Below are 16216 nucleotides of genomic sequence, written 5' to 3' on the forward strand. Positions count from 1 at the left end.
AAAGCCTTCAACTTCACTTTTCATGTGAGGTTGAAGGCTTTGTATTTTATAAACCACGCTCTATAAATCGGTCAGCGTTTTTTACACTGGACCACAGATCAGAGCTGGCTCCGCCCGCATACCAGTAGGCGAAGCCAGCAAACCCAGCATCCTGTCCCAAGCGATACTTACGAGTGAAGGATCGTCCTTCCTCGAGCCACAACTTATGAAGCTGTGTGTCTTTGTAAGACACGGTATACTGCTGAATATCCTCATTCCAGATTGGTTTGGAGCCGTAACGAGATACGAGCTGGTTTTGCTGATCTAGTGAAATATCAGAGGAAGCGATTGATTGCCCGCTAGCGTTAAGCGTCCAGTTCCGTGTAAATAATGGCAACGCCAAGATCGCTTTCTCCGGATAGGTGGTTTGTACAAAACGCCGCACGCTTTCACGAAGCCATGGCAGTGAGGACACAGAGCCGGGGATCGAGCTACCTCCCCAATGCTCGTCATATCCCATCAGGATCAGATAGTCTGCCGCAGCGCCAAGCTGTTTATAATCAAAGGCGGCAGTCCAGTCCGTTCCGTAATCAGGAGATACACAAATCGCCAGTACCGTATTCTGACTTTTTAACTTAGCTTTTAATTGTTGGACGAACAATGTTAAATGGGCACGATCCGGACCATCTACATTTTCAAAATCAATGATAAGTCCATTCAAACCGTGTACAGATACAGCATTAGCAAGCTGACTTATGGTTGTATTTCGTAGAACCTCACTGGACAAAATTTGGTGCGTCAGTGCCAGGTTGGAACGGTTGCCTACCATCGCCCAGATATTTTTATGATGCTGTTTGGCCCAGGTGAGCAGCGATGAATTGGTATAATCGCTGATAATACCTGTTTCATTCAGAAAAAACCAACGTGGTGACAGGGTGTTGATGTTGGATTGGAGCACCGTATTTTCAAACTGCTGAATGGTTTGATCATATTGCCAGCCAATTCGGATGGAAGAAGCGGTGGAAGCAGTTTGGTTAGCATGTTTTGTTGAATACGTTAGCAGTCGCTCCAGTAAGACCGCTGTTTCTTCACGAGTCAGAGAGGATGCAGGACGAAAATAGTTACTTTCACCTTTCATAAAGCCGTAACGATTTACGGTGGTTACCGCATTCAGAGCCCAATCTGCAATTTCTCCAGTATCTGTGAAGGAGGAAGTAGCATCTCCTGATCCGCTCGAAGAGCGGATGAGACGTGCGATCATCAAAGCCGCTTCTTGACGGGTTATAGGACTATTAGGTTGGAATGTGGTAGACGTTCCCCCCTGAACGATATTGAGCTGCGAAGCCGCTTCAATCCATCCATAGTACCACGTCTTTTTGGCAACATCTCGGTAGGAGGGAACGGGTGCTTGTACAGGCTCCAGACCGAGTGTACGGTCCAGTGCGGTAACCCATTCGGCTCTGGTAACAGCCTTTTTAGGAGAGAAGTAACCAGGTCGTGTACCGTTCAAAATTCCTTTAGCGTGCAGGGAAATAATAGACTGATAGGCATAGCTGTGTGCAGTATCCTGGAACGTAGCGCCGGATGCTGCTGCTGGAGCAGCTAAGTATGAAGAGAATGTTGTGAATATTGTGATGGCTGCCGTTGCTGATAGGGTAAGCTTGGCTAACCAACGTGATCGTTTGGAACTCATACCAAATAACCTTCTTTTTTATGATAGATTGTAGATTCATAGTTCGTTACTCGACGAATAATACTATCAAAAAGAGGAAAGTTATTCATTGCTAAATTGCTGGAAAAATACCAAAAAACCCGCTACCTATGCGGCAACGGGTCTGATATTGGATAAACTATGCCTTTTTGGCATACATAATACCGATAGTCTGTGGACCACAATGACTGGAAATAACACAGCCTGCTGTAGTTAGCAGTACCTCATGTGCGTTCGTTTCTTCTTTCAAGCGAGCTTGCAGCATCAGCGCATCTTCCTCGGCCAAAGCGTGCACGACAATAATGATATCGTTATCCATCTGATCTCGTTGATTCAGAGCGTTTTGCAGCATCTGATCCAGTGCTTTTTCACGTTTGCCGCGGACTTTGTAGGCTGGCGTCATTTTTCCGTCAATTACTTTGATCACCGGACGAATTTTGAGAAGACTGCCGATCAGATTTTGCATGCCTGAGCATCTTCCGCCTTTATACAGGTATTCAAGTGTATCAATGACAAATTCCGTATCTATTAACGGCCTGGTTTTCGTCAACATGTCTACAATCTGCTCTATCGTATTGCCGTTGGTTGCCGCACGAGCAGCTTTCATCACAAGCAGGCCAAAGCCACACGACAAATTCAAGGAATCAAAAACCGTAACGCGGCCTTCCGGAAATTCAGAGGCAGCGAGTAGCGCATTCTGGTACGTTGATGATAGCTCGGAAGACAGACTGATATATAAAATGTCGTCCCCTTGTTCTATGTAAGGAGCAAAGGCTTGAATAAAATCCGACGGAGAAGGTGCGGCGGTACGTGGTAAATGTCCCTCGCGACTTACACGTTGAAATAATTGTTCCGGGTGAATGTTCACCCCGTCCTGCAATGCTTCATCACCAAATACCGTATACAAAGGTACAATGCTAATCTCGTACTGTTGCCGCCAGTGAGTAGGAATATCACTGGTACTGTCGGCAAAAATTTTAATTTTGTTCATACATTGAATCCTCTCTGTGTGATGCAGAAAAATTATAAAGATTGCACGGAGGAAGGATAGATATCCGCTGTGCTATTCGGAACGGAAAGACCGATGGCAAGAAGTGCAATAAAGCCTACAATAATAAGTGCATTAATGATTAAGCCTGTAATAGCAAAGGTTTTCTTACGATTTTTTAACGCAATTCCAATGATACCAACGACAAGTCCGCTACAATTCAGCAACAGGCTGCCTAAAAAAATAAAAGGAAGCAATACCGTTCCGGTTTGCTGCAGAGCGATTTCCGGGTTCATCGTCTGGTATTGGCCGAAATGAGCCAGTAGATTAATAACCATAATAGCCAGAATAATATATCCGATCAGACTGACAAGCGACATAATAAAAGAAGCAATTCCGGGACCAGAATGTTTGAGCTTGACCGGAGGCTGGAACACAGGAGATTCTGAAAAAACAGGGTGCTCCTCAGACGCAGCAGGCTTTTGCAAATTAGGATCTTGGTTACTCATTTTTTCCACTCCTTGAACATAGTCCGAACAGGTACTAATTTTCCACAAAATAAACAAAAAAGCAAGCCACCCTACACATTACCCTTCAAAAGACAGGGTCTAATCATCCAATTCTGTATGCGGTCTGTTCACACACGCTGGCTGGTAAACTTCATACGGTTTCGATAAAATAAGAAGAACATTCGGCTAAAAAGGATGAGATGAAAAGGAGTACACAAACATGCAACGAAAATGGATACTTGTGGGATCTATAATGATGATGTTGGCGGTAGCCATTGGAGCGTTCGGGGCACATATTGTGAAAGCCCGGATCGACGCGGATGCTTTGGCCGTATATGAAACAGGTGTGAAATATCATATGATTCACGCTGTCGGTTTGCTGATCATTGCGTTGGCTGCTGGACAGTGGGGGCCTTCCAACCGTCTAAGATGGGCAGCTCGTCTGTTATTGACGGGTATCATTTTGTTTTCTGGTAGCTTGTATGTGCTAAGTCTGACCGGAATCCGTGTGCTGGGGGCTATCACCCCTCTAGGAGGCGTGTGTTTTATAGCAGGATGGATATTACTGGCCTGGGCTGCCATGGGTCTGAAGAAAGAGGATTAAAGTTTTTTTCAGATAATACAAAAAAAGAGAATGGACAAGAAAGACATCATGTTTTTCCTGAACGTTCTCTTTTTTCATGCTTCGTTTTTTTGTGAAGTATTTACATTTACGATGTGATTTCATCGATCTCATTCATTTTAAAGGAGTACACTTGCTTCTCATCTACATGATACACACTCAGCAGGCTATTATCATGGTCCAGATTGAGGATGCGGCAAGGAATGCTGCGTTGTCCACCATAGCGGTTTACGATTAACCGTACAAGCGTATTATCATGTATATAGCGTTTGATCCATTCATACGTACTAAGGTCTTGTTGTGTTGCAGGCTTTGGCTGTACGTGGGATTGTTTGATCTCTTGAACGACTGGCGGCTTGTTCGTAATTGCGGCTGATTTCTTTTTAGAAAATTTTTCCGCGAGCGTAGCGGCTGCATCAGATGGGCTATTCACGGCTGACTGTTTTTTTAGGTACAGTGCAGCTTCAATTAAATTGCCAAGTTCGATACCGGATTGAATCCGGCTATCCGCAATGTGTTCGTTTTGGCTCAAGAGATTAAGCAGGAACTGAAGGGCCTCTACATTCGAACGGCCTTTAACTAATACATCTACATTAAATAAATAACTGGTTTCGTCTTGATTTGATTCCTTTTTCATACATCCTCCAGCCCAAGCCATGGGTAATTAGTCTTTTATGGTACCTATCAATATATCATTAAAATGTAATCTATCATAGTGCCTAAGGCCCTGTTGTTGGATATTAACAAAAATAAAATCTATATAAAGCTTTATGTGTAAAATTTTAATGGAGTACACTGGAATTGTACATTTTTTGCATGTGTATACGAATGAGGAAAGTATGTGAGCATCGGATATAGATAAGCAAAGACAGAGTTACATATACAGAGAATAAAGGAGGTAGTGGGTGAAATCAAGTAGTTTAAATTTTAAATATATTACAGTGGAAAAACATAACGAAGAAGTATTATTCATCCAGAAGAAAAGTAAAATCCCCCCTTAACGAAAGGGGGACTTGGCCTATCAAAAACATGATAAATTATAGTAAGCGCAATTAAAGCAAATTTTAATTTCGATTAAAAGGGGATCCGTTGTGATCGAATAAGGTAGTCATGTTCGACTGCCCAATTCACAAGACCACTCCAGAAATCTTCACAGGCTGAAATGATCTTCGCTGGTTCAGCTAAATCTCCGGACATAACCAACTTAACTACATGATCAAGTCCTTCTGGACGACTCGGCAGTTCCAGGGCCTCCGGTAGAACCATTGAACCCGTTGAGAAGAGCTTCTGATTGTGTAACCCAACTAACATAGCCCCATATTGGGCAAACTGCATTACCAAGTATGGCAAGTAGGTATGAGGACCATTTACACGGACATTCCTAAGCTTTCCTATAAACTCGTACATTTCACCTACAAGCACTTCGTTGATGGCATGCCTGAAATCTTCCTTTGTGGGGGATTCGGCAGCTTCCTTTAATATAGAAAAAAAGTCTTCAGGATCATACAGACGAAGTGGGGAAAAGAAGGGGCCATGTGTCAACGGCCATTCGCCCTCAACAGTAGAGGCAATTTTAAGAAGAACGTCTGAACTACAGACGTTCACCTCCGCTTTCCAGGGTCCCGCTGACCATTCATGGCTAAATTCTACGGGGCCGTTTGATTCACTTAGTACACAAAACATTTCAATGTCCGAGAAAGGGCCGTCAGTACCTTTGGCAACAGATCCATAGACCCCTATAGCCAGAATTTTGTCTCTATATACTTCATGTAACCTCGCAGCTATATCGTGGCAAGTCTGAAGTCTCTCACTTCGAGAAATGTTGACAGGTCCATTCATGTTCATTAGTATCCTCCTCTGTTTTATTAGGGTGAGTTGAAACTAAAACATGGATGGAGGAGCTCGGGCTTAACGGGGGACATTTTTTCGATTCATTCGAATTCCTCCCAAGCGATTTTGTTATGGGGATTGTACCCAAACGGGTTTATTTTAGCAAGCATGTTGCCTTTTCTATCTTGCTTACGGCTATGATAGGGCGGTTATAGGGTGAATCCATAGCTGAAAATTGTTGCTGGAGAGCTGTGGAAAATAGCGGCAAGTTTAATGCATATATTTTATGAGTAAAGCGATGATCTGAAGAAGTTATTTTTTAAGGGAACTAGAAAAATTATGGTCAATAATTTTCTTTTCTCGAATCAATCTTCGTAAACCCAATACTTGCGCCCTACGCTATAGCACTTGGATGGGACTAGCCCAGAAAGAAACAGATGAAAACGGGACAGGCTGATCTTCTCATAGCTGAACTAGGCATAAGAGGAATGAGTCATATGTTCAGACCTCGAGGGCAACAAAAACTCAAGGTCTTTTTTATATGGATCGAGTGAGAGAAAAAATGCAGATTAGGAGTCTTAGAAGCAAGACAAACAAAAGCCAGACCTAAAAGGAGGGGAACGCGTGGAGCTGACAGACGATCATTCAATTATTGAAGCTGTACTAAAAGGCAATAAACAAGCGTACGCGGGCATTGTCCGGCGCTATCAGAATAAGCTTTACGGATTGTTCCGCAAGATGGGGTCTTCCGAAGCGGATGCTCAGGATCTGACTCAGGAGACACTACTTAAAGCCTATCGTAAACTGGGAGCGCATAACCCGACGCAGAGTTTTGCCGGTTGGATGTATACAATTGCTGTCAATTTGCAGAAGGACCGTGGACGCCGAAAAGATCCAAAGTCTCTGACACAGGAAGATACATATGAACGTGAAACACCTGAATCGAAGTTGCTGCAAAAGGAACTGCGTTTCGAATTGGATTGCTTGTTAGAGACGCTGCCCGAGCATTATCGACTTGTGTTGATTCTGCGCTACACCAACCAACTGAGTCACAAGGAGATCGCTGGTATTACTGGCATGTCGGTTCGGCAGGTTAACAACGCCGTCCACCGTGCTAAAATCAGTCTGCGCAAAACCGTAGAAGCCAAGGAGGGGCAACGTTATGAGAGTCTGGGATCGTACAACAACGAAAAAAGCCAATCTTGAAACAGAGGACGGCAAATCGACGATAGAAGACAGAAACTGGGAAATTTTGTTGTTTCACGAAAGGCTATCTAATGAGTTTACCGACCAGGTGATGCTGGCGCTGGAAGGAATCGAGATCGAACCAGCTGACAGAGCCGACGCGAGCGATCATGATGTATCCAGATACTCTCCGAGCGAGCAACCAGCGGAAACGGAGGCACAGATCTTGACGGGACCGACTGAATACAGGAATCGGCAACAGAACGCAGCCGCGTACGATGACACGTCCATCGTCGCCCAGGTGAAACATTACCGCGCTGCCAGACGCACTTCACAGTTTAAAGTATGGAGTTTGGTGGTCGCCGTCGTTGTATTTGTGGTTAGCACACTGCTGTATACGCAGCCGACTCTTGCAGATATGGTGAGGTCGCTGTTTGCGAAAGACAGCTATGTGGATAATGGCATGAAGAAGGTCCGTGAAGCAGGACTGGTACAGATTTCGGGTGCCAGTGCTAAAGATCAGGGTTACACTCTGAAAGTCAACGAACTTATCGCCGATTCGACTAGAATGATTATCGGAATCGAAGTTTTCGATGTTGAAGGAAATGCTGTAACCGGGGATTTTAGTATTCAAGATGTCGATTTCAGCCTCTTTGATAACCAGAGAGGTGATGTTGGCGCTGTTCCTTTTGAAGTAAGCACAGGGGGCAACGAGAATATTAGTAGGATTGAGTTCGACTTTATGCGGCCGGTACTGACCGACAAGCTGCAGCTTAGTGCACATATCCGTGAATTGAGGCTGTATGCGGACAAACTTAATGTGGAAGCTCCTATTAAAACGGTAAAAGGAGATTGGAGACTGGATGTGGAGGCAGATCTAACCAAAGCCAAAGCGCAAACGTTGCTGACTCCGATTGATAAAACGTATGAGACGCCAAGCGGCTTACGTATTCACATGCAGGGAGCTACCCGGACGCCGAGCGGCGGATCATTGGAATATACTACAGAGTTGACCCCAGAAGCCGCAGACCGAGCGCTGAACGGACAAAGCGGGTTCCACGAGCTTAAGTATCATCTGGAAGATGCACACGGGAAATGGCTTGGGGATAACAGAGACCCTGAATTCGGACGTCGATCTGGATTGGACCGTTGGAGTGGCAAGACGCACTGGTTCTACCAGTTTAATGATTTTGCCTATGATAAGCAGCAAATTCGATTCGTATTGGACGGCTATATAATTCGAGAGAGAAGCGAGGCGTCGGTCGTACTCGACCCGGCTCAAACTTCAGCTGTGCATCCCGTTAAATTCGAAGACTCGGGTGATGCTTATCTGTTCAAGGGGCTCAAACTTCGTCCCAACAGTTCTAATTCGGGCAAAATGTATGCGACCATTCCGATTGGCGGTATCTTCAGTAGTCCTAACTTCACGCAAGACATTTGGGTTGCCGTTGACGAGAATAATAAGGAGTATTCGATGTTTTTTGGCGGAGGCTACACAACAGATCGTTCAGGTGTAATCGAGATGCAGGAGGATGCCGGATATTTCGTCGATGGGCTAAATCAAATGCCGAAACAGCTCACGCTAAAACGAAAGGTCGTCAACCATTTGTACAAGGATGCCGATTGGTCGTTTGTCATACCGCAAACGGGAACGAACGGCGTCATCCTAAAATAAGCAAGCGGGTATGTATCGAGGTTGATGGATGAGAAGCGTTTTTGGTATGCTCCCTTGGTGCAAGTAGCTATGACAAGAAAGAGCCTGAATCATACCCTGTAACCAAGGAATTTATAACAGAGGGCCGAATGGGCCCTCTGTTTCCTACGGTCTAAGTGACTGGTCCAATTTACGGATTCGCCATTCAGCGAGGGTTTAATTTCACTTGTGAGCCCTTGCCGCCCGTCTGGATTCCAGTATCCTTCACTCCGGCTTCCTTCAAATCGATTAGTAGCCGCTCTAGTACCGCTTTGGCGACAGGCGCTTCTTTTGCACCAGACGCTTTAACGACCAGCTGCACCGGTTTGCCGGAACGCAGATGTTTGTCTGCCTGACGCAGCTTCGTGTCGTAATCATGTTCCTCAATATGAGCAGTGAAGCGAAGCTCCTTGATCTTTTCTTTGCCGCTGTTTTTTGCGGCTCGGCCGACATTTTTGCTTGCTGCGGCTTCTTTTTGCGCCAGCGCTTTTCCTTTACCCTTCGCGACCAAGCTACAGGGTGGTGGACTGCTCATCAATGAGGTGCAGACCAGGTCCACCCCTTTGGATCGGGCCATAGCCAAGGCTTCTGACTTGGATACAACGCCGAGCTTCTCCCCTGCGAGTCCAGTGAGTACCACTTCGTCAGCTTTAATTTGCTCGTTGGTTAATACCGCCACGTAAATGAAGCCTCCCTTAAACAATGATAAAGCTATCATATACGGAACCTGTTTGCGATTCAATTTTAGATTTATCTGTATTGACAAAAGTCACTAAGCCCTATAATCTTTTACTGATAATGATTATCATTTTCCAATGCAATATACATACAGGGGTGATTGAGAGAAATGAAAAAGATGTTGAATAGCCTATTATTTTTTGTAGTTTTTACTATTGTATTGGCGGGCTGCGGTGCGGCTGGGGATAGCTCGAAGACGGAAGGTACTGCAGGGTCTGAGCAGACATCCACAACGGCTGGTCCGGTTACGGTTAAGGATGACCATGGGGAAGTCAAGCTGGACAAGCCAGCGGAACGTGTGGTTGTACTCGAATGGACGTTTACCGAGGACCTCATTGCACTTGGCGTACAGCCTGTCGGCAATGCGGACAATGAAAACTACAAGCTGTGGGTAACACCGGAGGCGAAGCTGGCTGATACCGTAACTGATATCGGTACACGGGGCGAACCGAATCTAGAAGCGATTGCGGCGCTCAAGCCGGATCTTATTATCTCTAACGCCGATAACAATGCAGCGATCTATGCACAGCTAAAGGGGATTGCACCAACGATAGAATTCGATCCTTACAAGGGGAACGGCTATGATTACGACCGTATGGTCGAAATTTTCAAGCAAGTCGCTGTGGCTACCGGAAAAACGGAACAGGCTGATAAGGTCCTAAGCGAACTTGACCAGCACTATGCAGAAGCAAAGGCTACATTAGAGAAAGCGGGCAAAGCAGATTTCCACTATGCGCTGACACAGGCCTTCACAGCTCAAAATGCTGCTAGTCTGCGAATGTTCAAGGAAAATTCGGTTGTAGTGGGAACGCTCGCGAAAATTGGCATGGTGAACGACTGGAAGTCGGACAAGACCGAGAAGTATGGGTTTAGCACCGTTGGCATTGAAGCTCTTCCAGCTGTGCAGGACAGCAATTTTATCTATATTACGCAAAAGACGGACGATGTATTTGGAGCCGCGATGAAGAACAACTCGGTATGGAACGGACTAAACTTTGTCAAAGAAAAACGGACCTATCCACTGGACGGTACAACATGGACGTTCGGCGGCCCAATCTCATCCAAAGTACTGGTTGATCAGGTAGTCGGAGCCCTGACGAAATGACCCGAACAGACACAACGGGTTTATCGAAGACTTGGCGTGTAGGAAGCATCTTTGGGGGCGGATTGATCGTCCTCATCGTGCTTTTTTTTGTAAGCTTGTGTTATGGAGAGGCTTCGATCCCGCTTCACACGGTAATTGAGGCGTTGACCCAGCGTCAGGATACGCTTGAACATAACATGGTGTGGGATCTCCGGATGCCGCGTACGGTCATCGGAATCCTGGCTGGTGGTGCGCTTGCCATCGCTGGTGCTTTGCTTCAGGCCATCACCAAAAATCCGCTGGCGGCTTCTGATACACTCGGAATTAACGCTGGTGCCTACTTTGTGGTTGTCCTTGGCGCGGTGATGTTTCCCGGACTGCTGCATCAGGCGCCGTTTCTATTTGCCGCTGTCGGCGGCCTGCTGGCAGCGGTACTCGCTTACTTCATGGGCGGGGGACGAGCGGGAAGTCCGATTCGGTTGGCGCTTGCCGGCTTGATTGTATCCATGGTTCTCGGTTCGTTTACCGGAGCTTTGCATATCTTTTATTCATTTGAAACGCAGGGACTGTTTCTCTGGGGTTCTGGCTCGCTTGTGCAAAACGACTGGAGCGGGACGACTTACGCCTGGCCCTGGGTCGTAGGACTCTCGGTCATTGCCTTTCTGCTGTCAAGACAATTTGATGTCCTGGATCTGGATGAGTCCACATCCACGTCACTTGGACAAAAGGTTAGTTTGACCCGGGCGGTGGGTATTGTATTAGCTGTCCTGCTGTCGACCATTACAGTTAGCGTCATTGGACCTATTGGTTTTGTGGGTTTGGTAGCTCCACATTTGGTGCGCTTAAGCGGCCTAAAAATGCATCGCTGGGTGCTGCCTGGTTCCTTTCTGTGGGGAGCATTACTGTTGACAGGCGCTGACGTGCTGGCGAAGATGGTCCACCAATCAAGCATGGATCTGCCGACCGGAGCAATGATGGCCTTGATTGGGGCTCCTTGGCTAATTTGGTTGATTCTGTGGAAGATGAAGCTGCCTTCTGGGATTAATGGACAATCTTCAATGAACATAGGTGTGCGCTCTCGGAAATCACCCTATGGCAGGCTGGTCACGTTGCTTGGGTGCGGTGCCGTGCTGTTGACCGTATTCAGCCTGATGTTTGGAGGGATGCGAATTCCGGTTGGCGATTTGCTATCTGGCCTATTTGGCGGTGAGAACGCAAATTCGGCCCTGCTGCAGTTTAGAATTCCGCGCACGCTGGTGGCAGCCGGGGCTGGTATCGCGCTTGCGGTCAGCGGTGTCTTGATCCAATTAGCCGTTCGTAATCCCTTAGCGGATGCCTCGATCATTGGTGTTTCTTCAGGGGCTGGCTTTGGCGCGCTTGCAGTGATTATCGTTTGGCCTGGGCTGCCTGTTTATATGCTGCCTATCGCGGCGATTGCCGGAGCGACGGTGTCGGCGGCGGTGATCTTCTTTTTATCATGGAACAAGCACCTAAACCCGTCTGTGGTCATCCTACTTGGGATTGCTGTATCAGCGATCGGAGCAGCTGGCATTCAGATACTGATTATCCAAGGTTCGCTTTGGGGCAGCACAGGCTATATTTGGCTGACGGGTAGTACCTACGCTCGAAACTGGGGGCAGGTGGCGACGATTTTGGCTTTTCTGCTCGTGTTGTTGCCAATAGCCTGGTGGCTAGCTCGCCGCTTCGATCTTTTGGTGTTTGACGACAGCAGCGCTATGGGACTGGGACTTCCGGTGCGCCGCACCCGGTTGCTGGCGATGGCAGTGGGGGTGCTGCTGGCGGGCGGAGCGGTAGCCTGTGTAGGTACAGTTGGCTTCATCGGGCTGATTGCTCCGCATATCGTGCGTACGTTGATTGGGCACCATGTACGTCGCTCTATCGTTCTGTCTAGCATCTTGGGAGCGGTAATGCTGGTGCTGGCTGATACGATTGGACGGACAGTGCTTGCGCCGACTGAAATTCCTTCCGGATTACTGATCGCACTGATCGGTGCACCGTATTTCCTGTACTTGATGTATCGCTCCAATAAGAGTAAGTCAGTGTAGTTGAATATGTACTTGAACAGGCTGTTTCCCAACGGATTTCCCGTGGGAAAGCAGCCTTTATTATTTATTTTTCTACGTAATCATTGGACTTTATATTTACAAATCTAATAAAATAGATATAATGTTTTATATGGAACCGTCATTGATTTATAAAGCATTGTCAAACGAAACTCGCCGTCTAATTATGCTGTGGTTAAAAAAACCAGAAGAGTTTTTTGATGAACAGGCTTATCTGAAGCAAGGGCTTAATTTTCAAATTGGTGTATGTGTGGGAGATATTCAGGCTAAAGCGGGACTTGCGCAGTCTGTGATTTCAAGTTATTTATTAACGATGCAAAAATCCGGTTTGTTAGAGTCTGAGCGTATTGGGAAGTGGACGTACTATCGTCGGAATGAAAAAACAATCCGGGAATTTGCCGAGTATGTTCAAAAGGAATTATAAATAGAAAGGAGGTTTTTTTTCACAATACATATCTACAAATCTATATATATAATTAAATTGGAGGCTTATACTTAAAATGAAAAAGGTTAACCCGTTACTTATTATCATTCTGGCTTTAGGCGTATTCGGTATTATTACAACGGAAATGGGGATTATAGGCGTTCTTCCTCAAGTAACTCAAAAATTCAATGTATCAGCTGCCCAGGCGGGTTGGCTCGTTAGTATATTTTCTTTCGTTGTTGCCCTTTCAGGTCCGTTTTTGACCTTACTCGTTTCCAGCATGAATCGTAAAGTCATTCTATTAACCGCTGTATTCAGTTTTGTCATCTCCAATATAGTCTACGCCTATACCACTCATTTTGAGGTCATGCTCATTTTTCGTGTTCTTCCCGCTATTTTTCATCCTGTCTTTTTTTCGGTCGCCCTCGTGACTGCAGCTCATCTGGTCCCTCGTGAAAAGAGTAGTAAAGCCGTCACCAAGGTTTTCGCTGGAATTACGGTAGGATTTGCGTTTGGCGTGCCTTTGACTTCCTATCTTGCTGAAAAGATATCGTTAGAAGCTGCCTTCTTATTTGGAGCTGTCGTAAGCATGATTGCATTTGTGGGAATACTCGTATGGCTTCCTTCCCTGCCAGTTCAGGAAAAGATGTCTTATGGCAAACAGCTTGGTATATTACGTAAACCTCAATTGTGGTTCAACATTGTGACTGTTATTTTTATCTTTGCAGCTATGTTTTCGGTGTATAGCTATTTTGCCGAATATCTTGGAGAAGTAACTCTGATGAACGGGTCATGGATCAGCATGATGTTGATGGTCTTTGGAATCGTCATGATTTTTGGAAATTTTTTATTCGGGGGATTATTACATAAAAATCTGACCAAGACCGTAATTATGTTCCCATTGCTATATATGGTCATTTACGTATTCACCTATGCTCTGGGTGCTTCTTTCCTACCGATGATTGTGGTTGTGCTCATTTGGGGGGCCGTGCATTCTGGGGGGCTTATTATTAGTCAAACATGGTTAACCACGGAAGCGAAAGAAGCTCCAGAGTTTGGTAACAGCCTGTTTGTCTCATTTTCTAATCTAGGTATTACGATAGGGGCTGCTACGGGCGGGTGGTTTATCTCTCACTTGGGAATACACCAGCTCATCTGGAGCGGAATGATGTTCGCATTACTAGCTTTTTCATCCATTATCATAAAAATAAAAATATTCAATTCGAATGCAGCGGAAGCCAACGTGCGTTAAAATATGGAGAGACATTAGAAGAGTACTCTACAAGATGACCATAAAATGATGCATGGGGTGATGTTGATTGCATATCGTATGGACTTCGATCTTAATGACATTCGTAATCGTTAGCGGGATCTTGGCGTTGCTCATCTGGGGAGTGATATCCTTAATCAAGCGCTTTCGCTAAACGCAATGAGGAGTAGACATCTCTATGTGTTGAACTTATATTATCCAATTGGGAGGAATAGATGAATATTCGAATGTACCACGATCTGGAGGCTCAATTGGAAGAAGAGATTTGGGAGCTTGGAGAGGATGCAGCTCATACACTCCCATTAGATAGCAACTTGGCTGTGGAAAAAGCCCAGAAGGCTTGGGATCTAATACCCGAGCCTAAGCATAAATGGGGCATCACAGGTGTAACCTTGCATCAATACGTTCAAATTCTCAATTATAACGAGCATACTCAGCGATCAGTAGAGCTTTTAAATGAGGAGATTTTAGATTTGGAAGGTACAGGGTACCGCATTATACATGCTGAACCTTATATTCAGATGGCGGAAACACTTCTTCATCAGAGCAAGCCTGTATTAGCTCATGAATATCTCCAGAAGGCATACTCGATTGGGAGGGCAAGAGCGTTTCGGGACCAGCCCGAGCTTTATCTCGAAATAGCAAAAAGTAAAGCTCTAGATGAACAGGATATACTACTTCAATTTGCGGCGTTAGATGTGAACGCCAAATTTTTAAGCGACTTAAAGGATAATAAACAAACATTGTAATGACCTCATATAGTCTGAGATAAAATGCTGATATGGATTAGACGGACAATGGGTTTCAAAATTATTTGTGGGGAGGACCAGTGCATTGAAATTAAAAGAAGTGCTCTTAGGCACCCATAGTTTCGAAGCGATAAAAGCTTTTTACGGCTCTCTCTTGGATTTGCAGATTGCGGAGGAAAGCCCTTCGCGGCTGTCGTTTCAAGTAGGGGAATCGGTTCTTGCTTTTCAGGAATCCTCCCATATGGAAAATGAGTTTTATCATATTGCGGTTACGATCCCAACGAATAAATTCATAGAAGCAAAACAGTGGGTAATCGACCGTGGAATTTCATTGATTTCAAGACCCCAAGAAGATGAGTTTTTTTTCGAAAACTGGAATGCAACAGCGCTTTACTTCTATGATCCGGATCATAACCTTGTCGAGTTCATCGCTCACCATACACTCGACAATGCAGTCACTGAAGCTTTCGGGCCCAACTCTCTACTTCGTATAAGCGAGATCGGTCTTCCTGTCGATGATGTCCCTGAAGTATCTAGGATAATCACCCAAACGTTCCAACTTGATCCATGGGGAGGGGCTGGACAAAAATTTGCGCCGCTAGGGAATGTTGAAGGATCATTTATAGTCATAGACAAGCAACGGCCTTGGTTTCCTGATGATAGGCTTCCGGCCGTATTTAATACCAGTGTCTTGTTTGAAGGTCCATACTCTGCCCGTCTTTCACTGCATAATGGTTTGTATAAATTGAGGTCAACCTGAGTTAAGGCTTCATCTCATCGCCATCACCCCCGGATTTCTGGAATAAAGCTTACGATAAGGGGGGAAACCCGGGGGCCATAATACATTCAGGAGAGAATATATGAATATTAGACTACTTAATTCAAATGAAAAATATCCAATAGATCTCTTGCTACTAGCTGATCCTTCGCGCCAACTTGTTGAGGAATATTTGAAAAGAGGGCAGTGTTATGTAGCAGAAATTGACAATCATATTGTTGGAGTCTATGTTCTTTTACCTACAAGACCTGAAACAGTTGAGTTAGTGAATATAGCAGTATCAGAAGATATGCATGGTAAAGGAATAGGCAGACTATTAGTGACACATGCCATTGAAACAGCTAGGGCACAAGGTTATAAAACGATGGAAATGGGCACAGGAAACTCTAGCATTGGGCAGTTAGCCCTCTACCAAAAATGCGGGTTTAGAATTGTAGGTGTAGATCTAGATTTCTTTATCAGACATAACTATGTAGAAAAAATTTATGAGAATGGCATACAGTGTAGAGATATGATTCGTATGTCTCAGGATTTATAGAGCTTAATCTTCTTTACAAACCCTTCAAAGGTAT

General features: G+C 45.3%; 16 protein-coding genes. 10 read left to right on the forward strand and 6 right to left on the reverse strand.

Annotated elements, in window-relative coordinates:
- Positions 1-46: 46 nt before the first annotated feature.
- From MKY98_RS08180 to MKY98_RS08190, 3 genes are all read right to left on the reverse strand, one after another.
- Entirely contained in the window at positions 47-1672 is a 1626-nt protein-coding gene (locus MKY98_RS08180; RefSeq protein WP_069012794.1) for an S-layer homology domain-containing protein, read from the reverse strand.
- 157 nt (positions 1673-1829) lie between these two features.
- Positions 1830-2681, reverse strand: a complete 852-nt coding sequence (locus MKY98_RS08185) for a DegV family protein (RefSeq protein ID WP_069012793.1) — start codon at positions 2679-2681, stop codon at positions 1830-1832.
- A gap of 32 nt (positions 2682-2713) precedes the next feature.
- Positions 2714-3187 carry a hypothetical protein gene (locus tag MKY98_RS08190; protein ID WP_069012792.1) on the reverse strand — a complete coding sequence of 158 codons (474 nt, stop codon included), beginning with the start codon at positions 3185-3187 and terminating at the stop codon, positions 2714-2716.
- Between the two features lie 220 nt (positions 3188-3407).
- On the opposite strand from MKY98_RS08190, the gene MKY98_RS08195 reads away from it, so the two are divergent.
- Positions 3408-3791, forward strand: a complete 384-nt coding sequence (locus tag MKY98_RS08195; RefSeq protein ID WP_069012791.1) for a DUF423 domain-containing protein — start codon at positions 3408-3410, stop codon at positions 3789-3791.
- Positions 3792-3897: 106 nt separating this feature from the next.
- Here MKY98_RS08195 and MKY98_RS08200 read toward each other — a convergent pair whose 3' ends face one another.
- Together MKY98_RS08200 and MKY98_RS08205 are read right to left on the reverse strand one after the other, a co-directional pair.
- A complete protein-coding gene (locus MKY98_RS08200; protein WP_029516552.1) occupies positions 3898-4446 on the reverse strand; it encodes a hypothetical protein in 549 nt (182 codons plus the stop codon).
- Positions 4447-4883: 437 nt separating this feature from the next.
- Positions 4884-5654 carry an ANT(4')-I family aminoglycoside nucleotidyltransferase gene (locus tag MKY98_RS08205; protein ID WP_069012790.1) on the reverse strand — a complete coding sequence of 257 codons (771 nt, stop codon included), beginning with the start codon at positions 5652-5654 and terminating at the stop codon, positions 4884-4886.
- A 609-nt stretch (positions 5655-6263) separates the two neighbouring features.
- Here MKY98_RS08205 and MKY98_RS08210 point away from each other — a divergent pair.
- Together MKY98_RS08210 and MKY98_RS08215 are read left to right on the forward strand one after the other, a co-directional pair.
- Positions 6264-6845, forward strand: a complete 582-nt coding sequence (locus MKY98_RS08210) for an RNA polymerase sigma factor (RefSeq protein ID WP_238794812.1) — start codon at positions 6264-6266, stop codon at positions 6843-6845.
- Positions 6802-8499 carry a DUF4179 domain-containing protein gene (locus MKY98_RS08215; protein ID WP_069012789.1) on the forward strand — a complete coding sequence of 566 codons (1698 nt, stop codon included), beginning with the start codon at positions 6802-6804 and terminating at the stop codon, positions 8497-8499. Before MKY98_RS08210 ends, MKY98_RS08215 begins: the two co-directional genes overlap by 44 nt.
- A gap of 184 nt (positions 8500-8683) precedes the next feature.
- Here MKY98_RS08215 and infC read toward each other — a convergent pair whose 3' ends face one another.
- On the reverse strand, positions 8684-9196 hold the full coding sequence (gene infC, locus MKY98_RS08220) for a translation initiation factor IF-3 (RefSeq protein WP_069012788.1): 513 nt from the start codon (positions 9194-9196) through the stop codon (positions 8684-8686).
- Between the two features lie 168 nt (positions 9197-9364).
- Between infC and MKY98_RS08225 the strand changes: the two genes are divergently transcribed.
- The 7 genes from MKY98_RS08225 (at position 9365) to MKY98_RS08255 (ending at position 16182) form a co-directional block, all read left to right on the forward strand.
- Complete coding sequence (locus MKY98_RS08225) at positions 9365-10360, forward strand: ABC transporter substrate-binding protein (RefSeq protein WP_069012787.1); 996 nt, start codon at positions 9365-9367, stop codon at positions 10358-10360.
- Positions 10357-12405, forward strand: a complete 2049-nt coding sequence (locus MKY98_RS08230) for an iron ABC transporter permease (protein WP_069012786.1) — start codon at positions 10357-10359, stop codon at positions 12403-12405. Before MKY98_RS08225 ends, MKY98_RS08230 begins: the two co-directional genes overlap by 4 nt.
- Before the next feature lie 130 nt (positions 12406-12535).
- Positions 12536-12847 (forward strand): ArsR/SmtB family transcription factor, encoded by a 312-nt coding sequence (locus MKY98_RS08235; RefSeq protein ID WP_023987858.1) that lies wholly within the window; start codon positions 12536-12538, stop codon positions 12845-12847.
- Between the two features lie 76 nt (positions 12848-12923).
- Positions 12924-14099, forward strand: a complete 1176-nt coding sequence (locus MKY98_RS08240) for an MFS transporter (RefSeq protein ID WP_069012785.1) — start codon at positions 12924-12926, stop codon at positions 14097-14099.
- 233 nt (positions 14100-14332) lie between these two features.
- Positions 14333-14866 carry a hypothetical protein gene (locus tag MKY98_RS08245; protein WP_069012784.1) on the forward strand — a complete coding sequence of 178 codons (534 nt, stop codon included), beginning with the start codon at positions 14333-14335 and terminating at the stop codon, positions 14864-14866.
- An 85-nt stretch (positions 14867-14951) separates the two neighbouring features.
- Complete coding sequence (locus tag MKY98_RS08250; protein WP_069012783.1) at positions 14952-15626, forward strand: VOC family protein; 675 nt, start codon at positions 14952-14954, stop codon at positions 15624-15626.
- Between the two features lie 100 nt (positions 15627-15726).
- Positions 15727-16182, forward strand: coding sequence for a GNAT family N-acetyltransferase (locus MKY98_RS08255; protein ID WP_069012782.1), 456 nt, complete (start codon positions 15727-15729; stop codon positions 16180-16182).
- The last annotated feature ends 34 nt before the right edge of the window (positions 16183-16216 follow it).

Origin of the sequence: Paenibacillus sp. FSL M8-0228, from assembly GCF_038007385.1 — a bacterium.
GTDB classification, from domain to species: domain Bacteria; phylum Bacillota; class Bacilli; order Paenibacillales; family Paenibacillaceae; genus Paenibacillus; species Paenibacillus polymyxa_D.

Bases quoted from the DNA above. Each gene is read 5' to 3' on its own strand.
- MKY98_RS08245 (WP_069012784.1), top strand. From the start codon at position 14,333: ATGAATATTCGAATGTACCACGATCTGGAGGCTCAATTGGAAGAAGAG.
- MKY98_RS08185 (WP_069012793.1), bottom strand. From the start codon at position 2,681: ATGAACAAAATTAAAATTTTTGCCGACAGTACCAGTGATATTCCTACT.
- MKY98_RS08180 (WP_069012794.1), bottom strand. From the start codon at position 1,672: ATGAGTTCCAAACGATCACGTTGGTTAGCCAAGCTTACCCTATCAGCA.
- MKY98_RS08255 (WP_069012782.1), top strand. From the start codon at position 15,727: ATGAATATTAGACTACTTAATTCAAATGAAAAATATCCAATAGATCTC.
- MKY98_RS08240 (WP_069012785.1), top strand. From the start codon at position 12,924: ATGAAAAAGGTTAACCCGTTACTTATTATCATTCTGGCTTTAGGCGTA.
- MKY98_RS08225 (WP_069012787.1), top strand. From the start codon at position 9,365: ATGAAAAAGATGTTGAATAGCCTATTATTTTTTGTAGTTTTTACTATT.
- MKY98_RS08200 (WP_029516552.1), bottom strand. From the start codon at position 4,446: ATGAAAAAGGAATCAAATCAAGACGAAACCAGTTATTTATTTAATGTA.
- MKY98_RS08235 (WP_023987858.1), top strand. From the start codon at position 12,536: ATGGAACCGTCATTGATTTATAAAGCATTGTCAAACGAAACTCGCCGT.
- MKY98_RS08190 (WP_069012792.1), bottom strand. From the start codon at position 3,187: ATGAGTAACCAAGATCCTAATTTGCAAAAGCCTGCTGCGTCTGAGGAG.
- MKY98_RS08230 (WP_069012786.1), top strand. From the start codon at position 10,357: ATGACCCGAACAGACACAACGGGTTTATCGAAGACTTGGCGTGTAGGA.
- MKY98_RS08195 (WP_069012791.1), top strand. From the start codon at position 3,408: ATGCAACGAAAATGGATACTTGTGGGATCTATAATGATGATGTTGGCG.
- MKY98_RS08215 (WP_069012789.1), top strand. From the start codon at position 6,802: ATGAGAGTCTGGGATCGTACAACAACGAAAAAAGCCAATCTTGAAACA.
- MKY98_RS08205 (WP_069012790.1), bottom strand. From the start codon at position 5,654: ATGAACATGAATGGACCTGTCAACATTTCTCGAAGTGAGAGACTTCAG.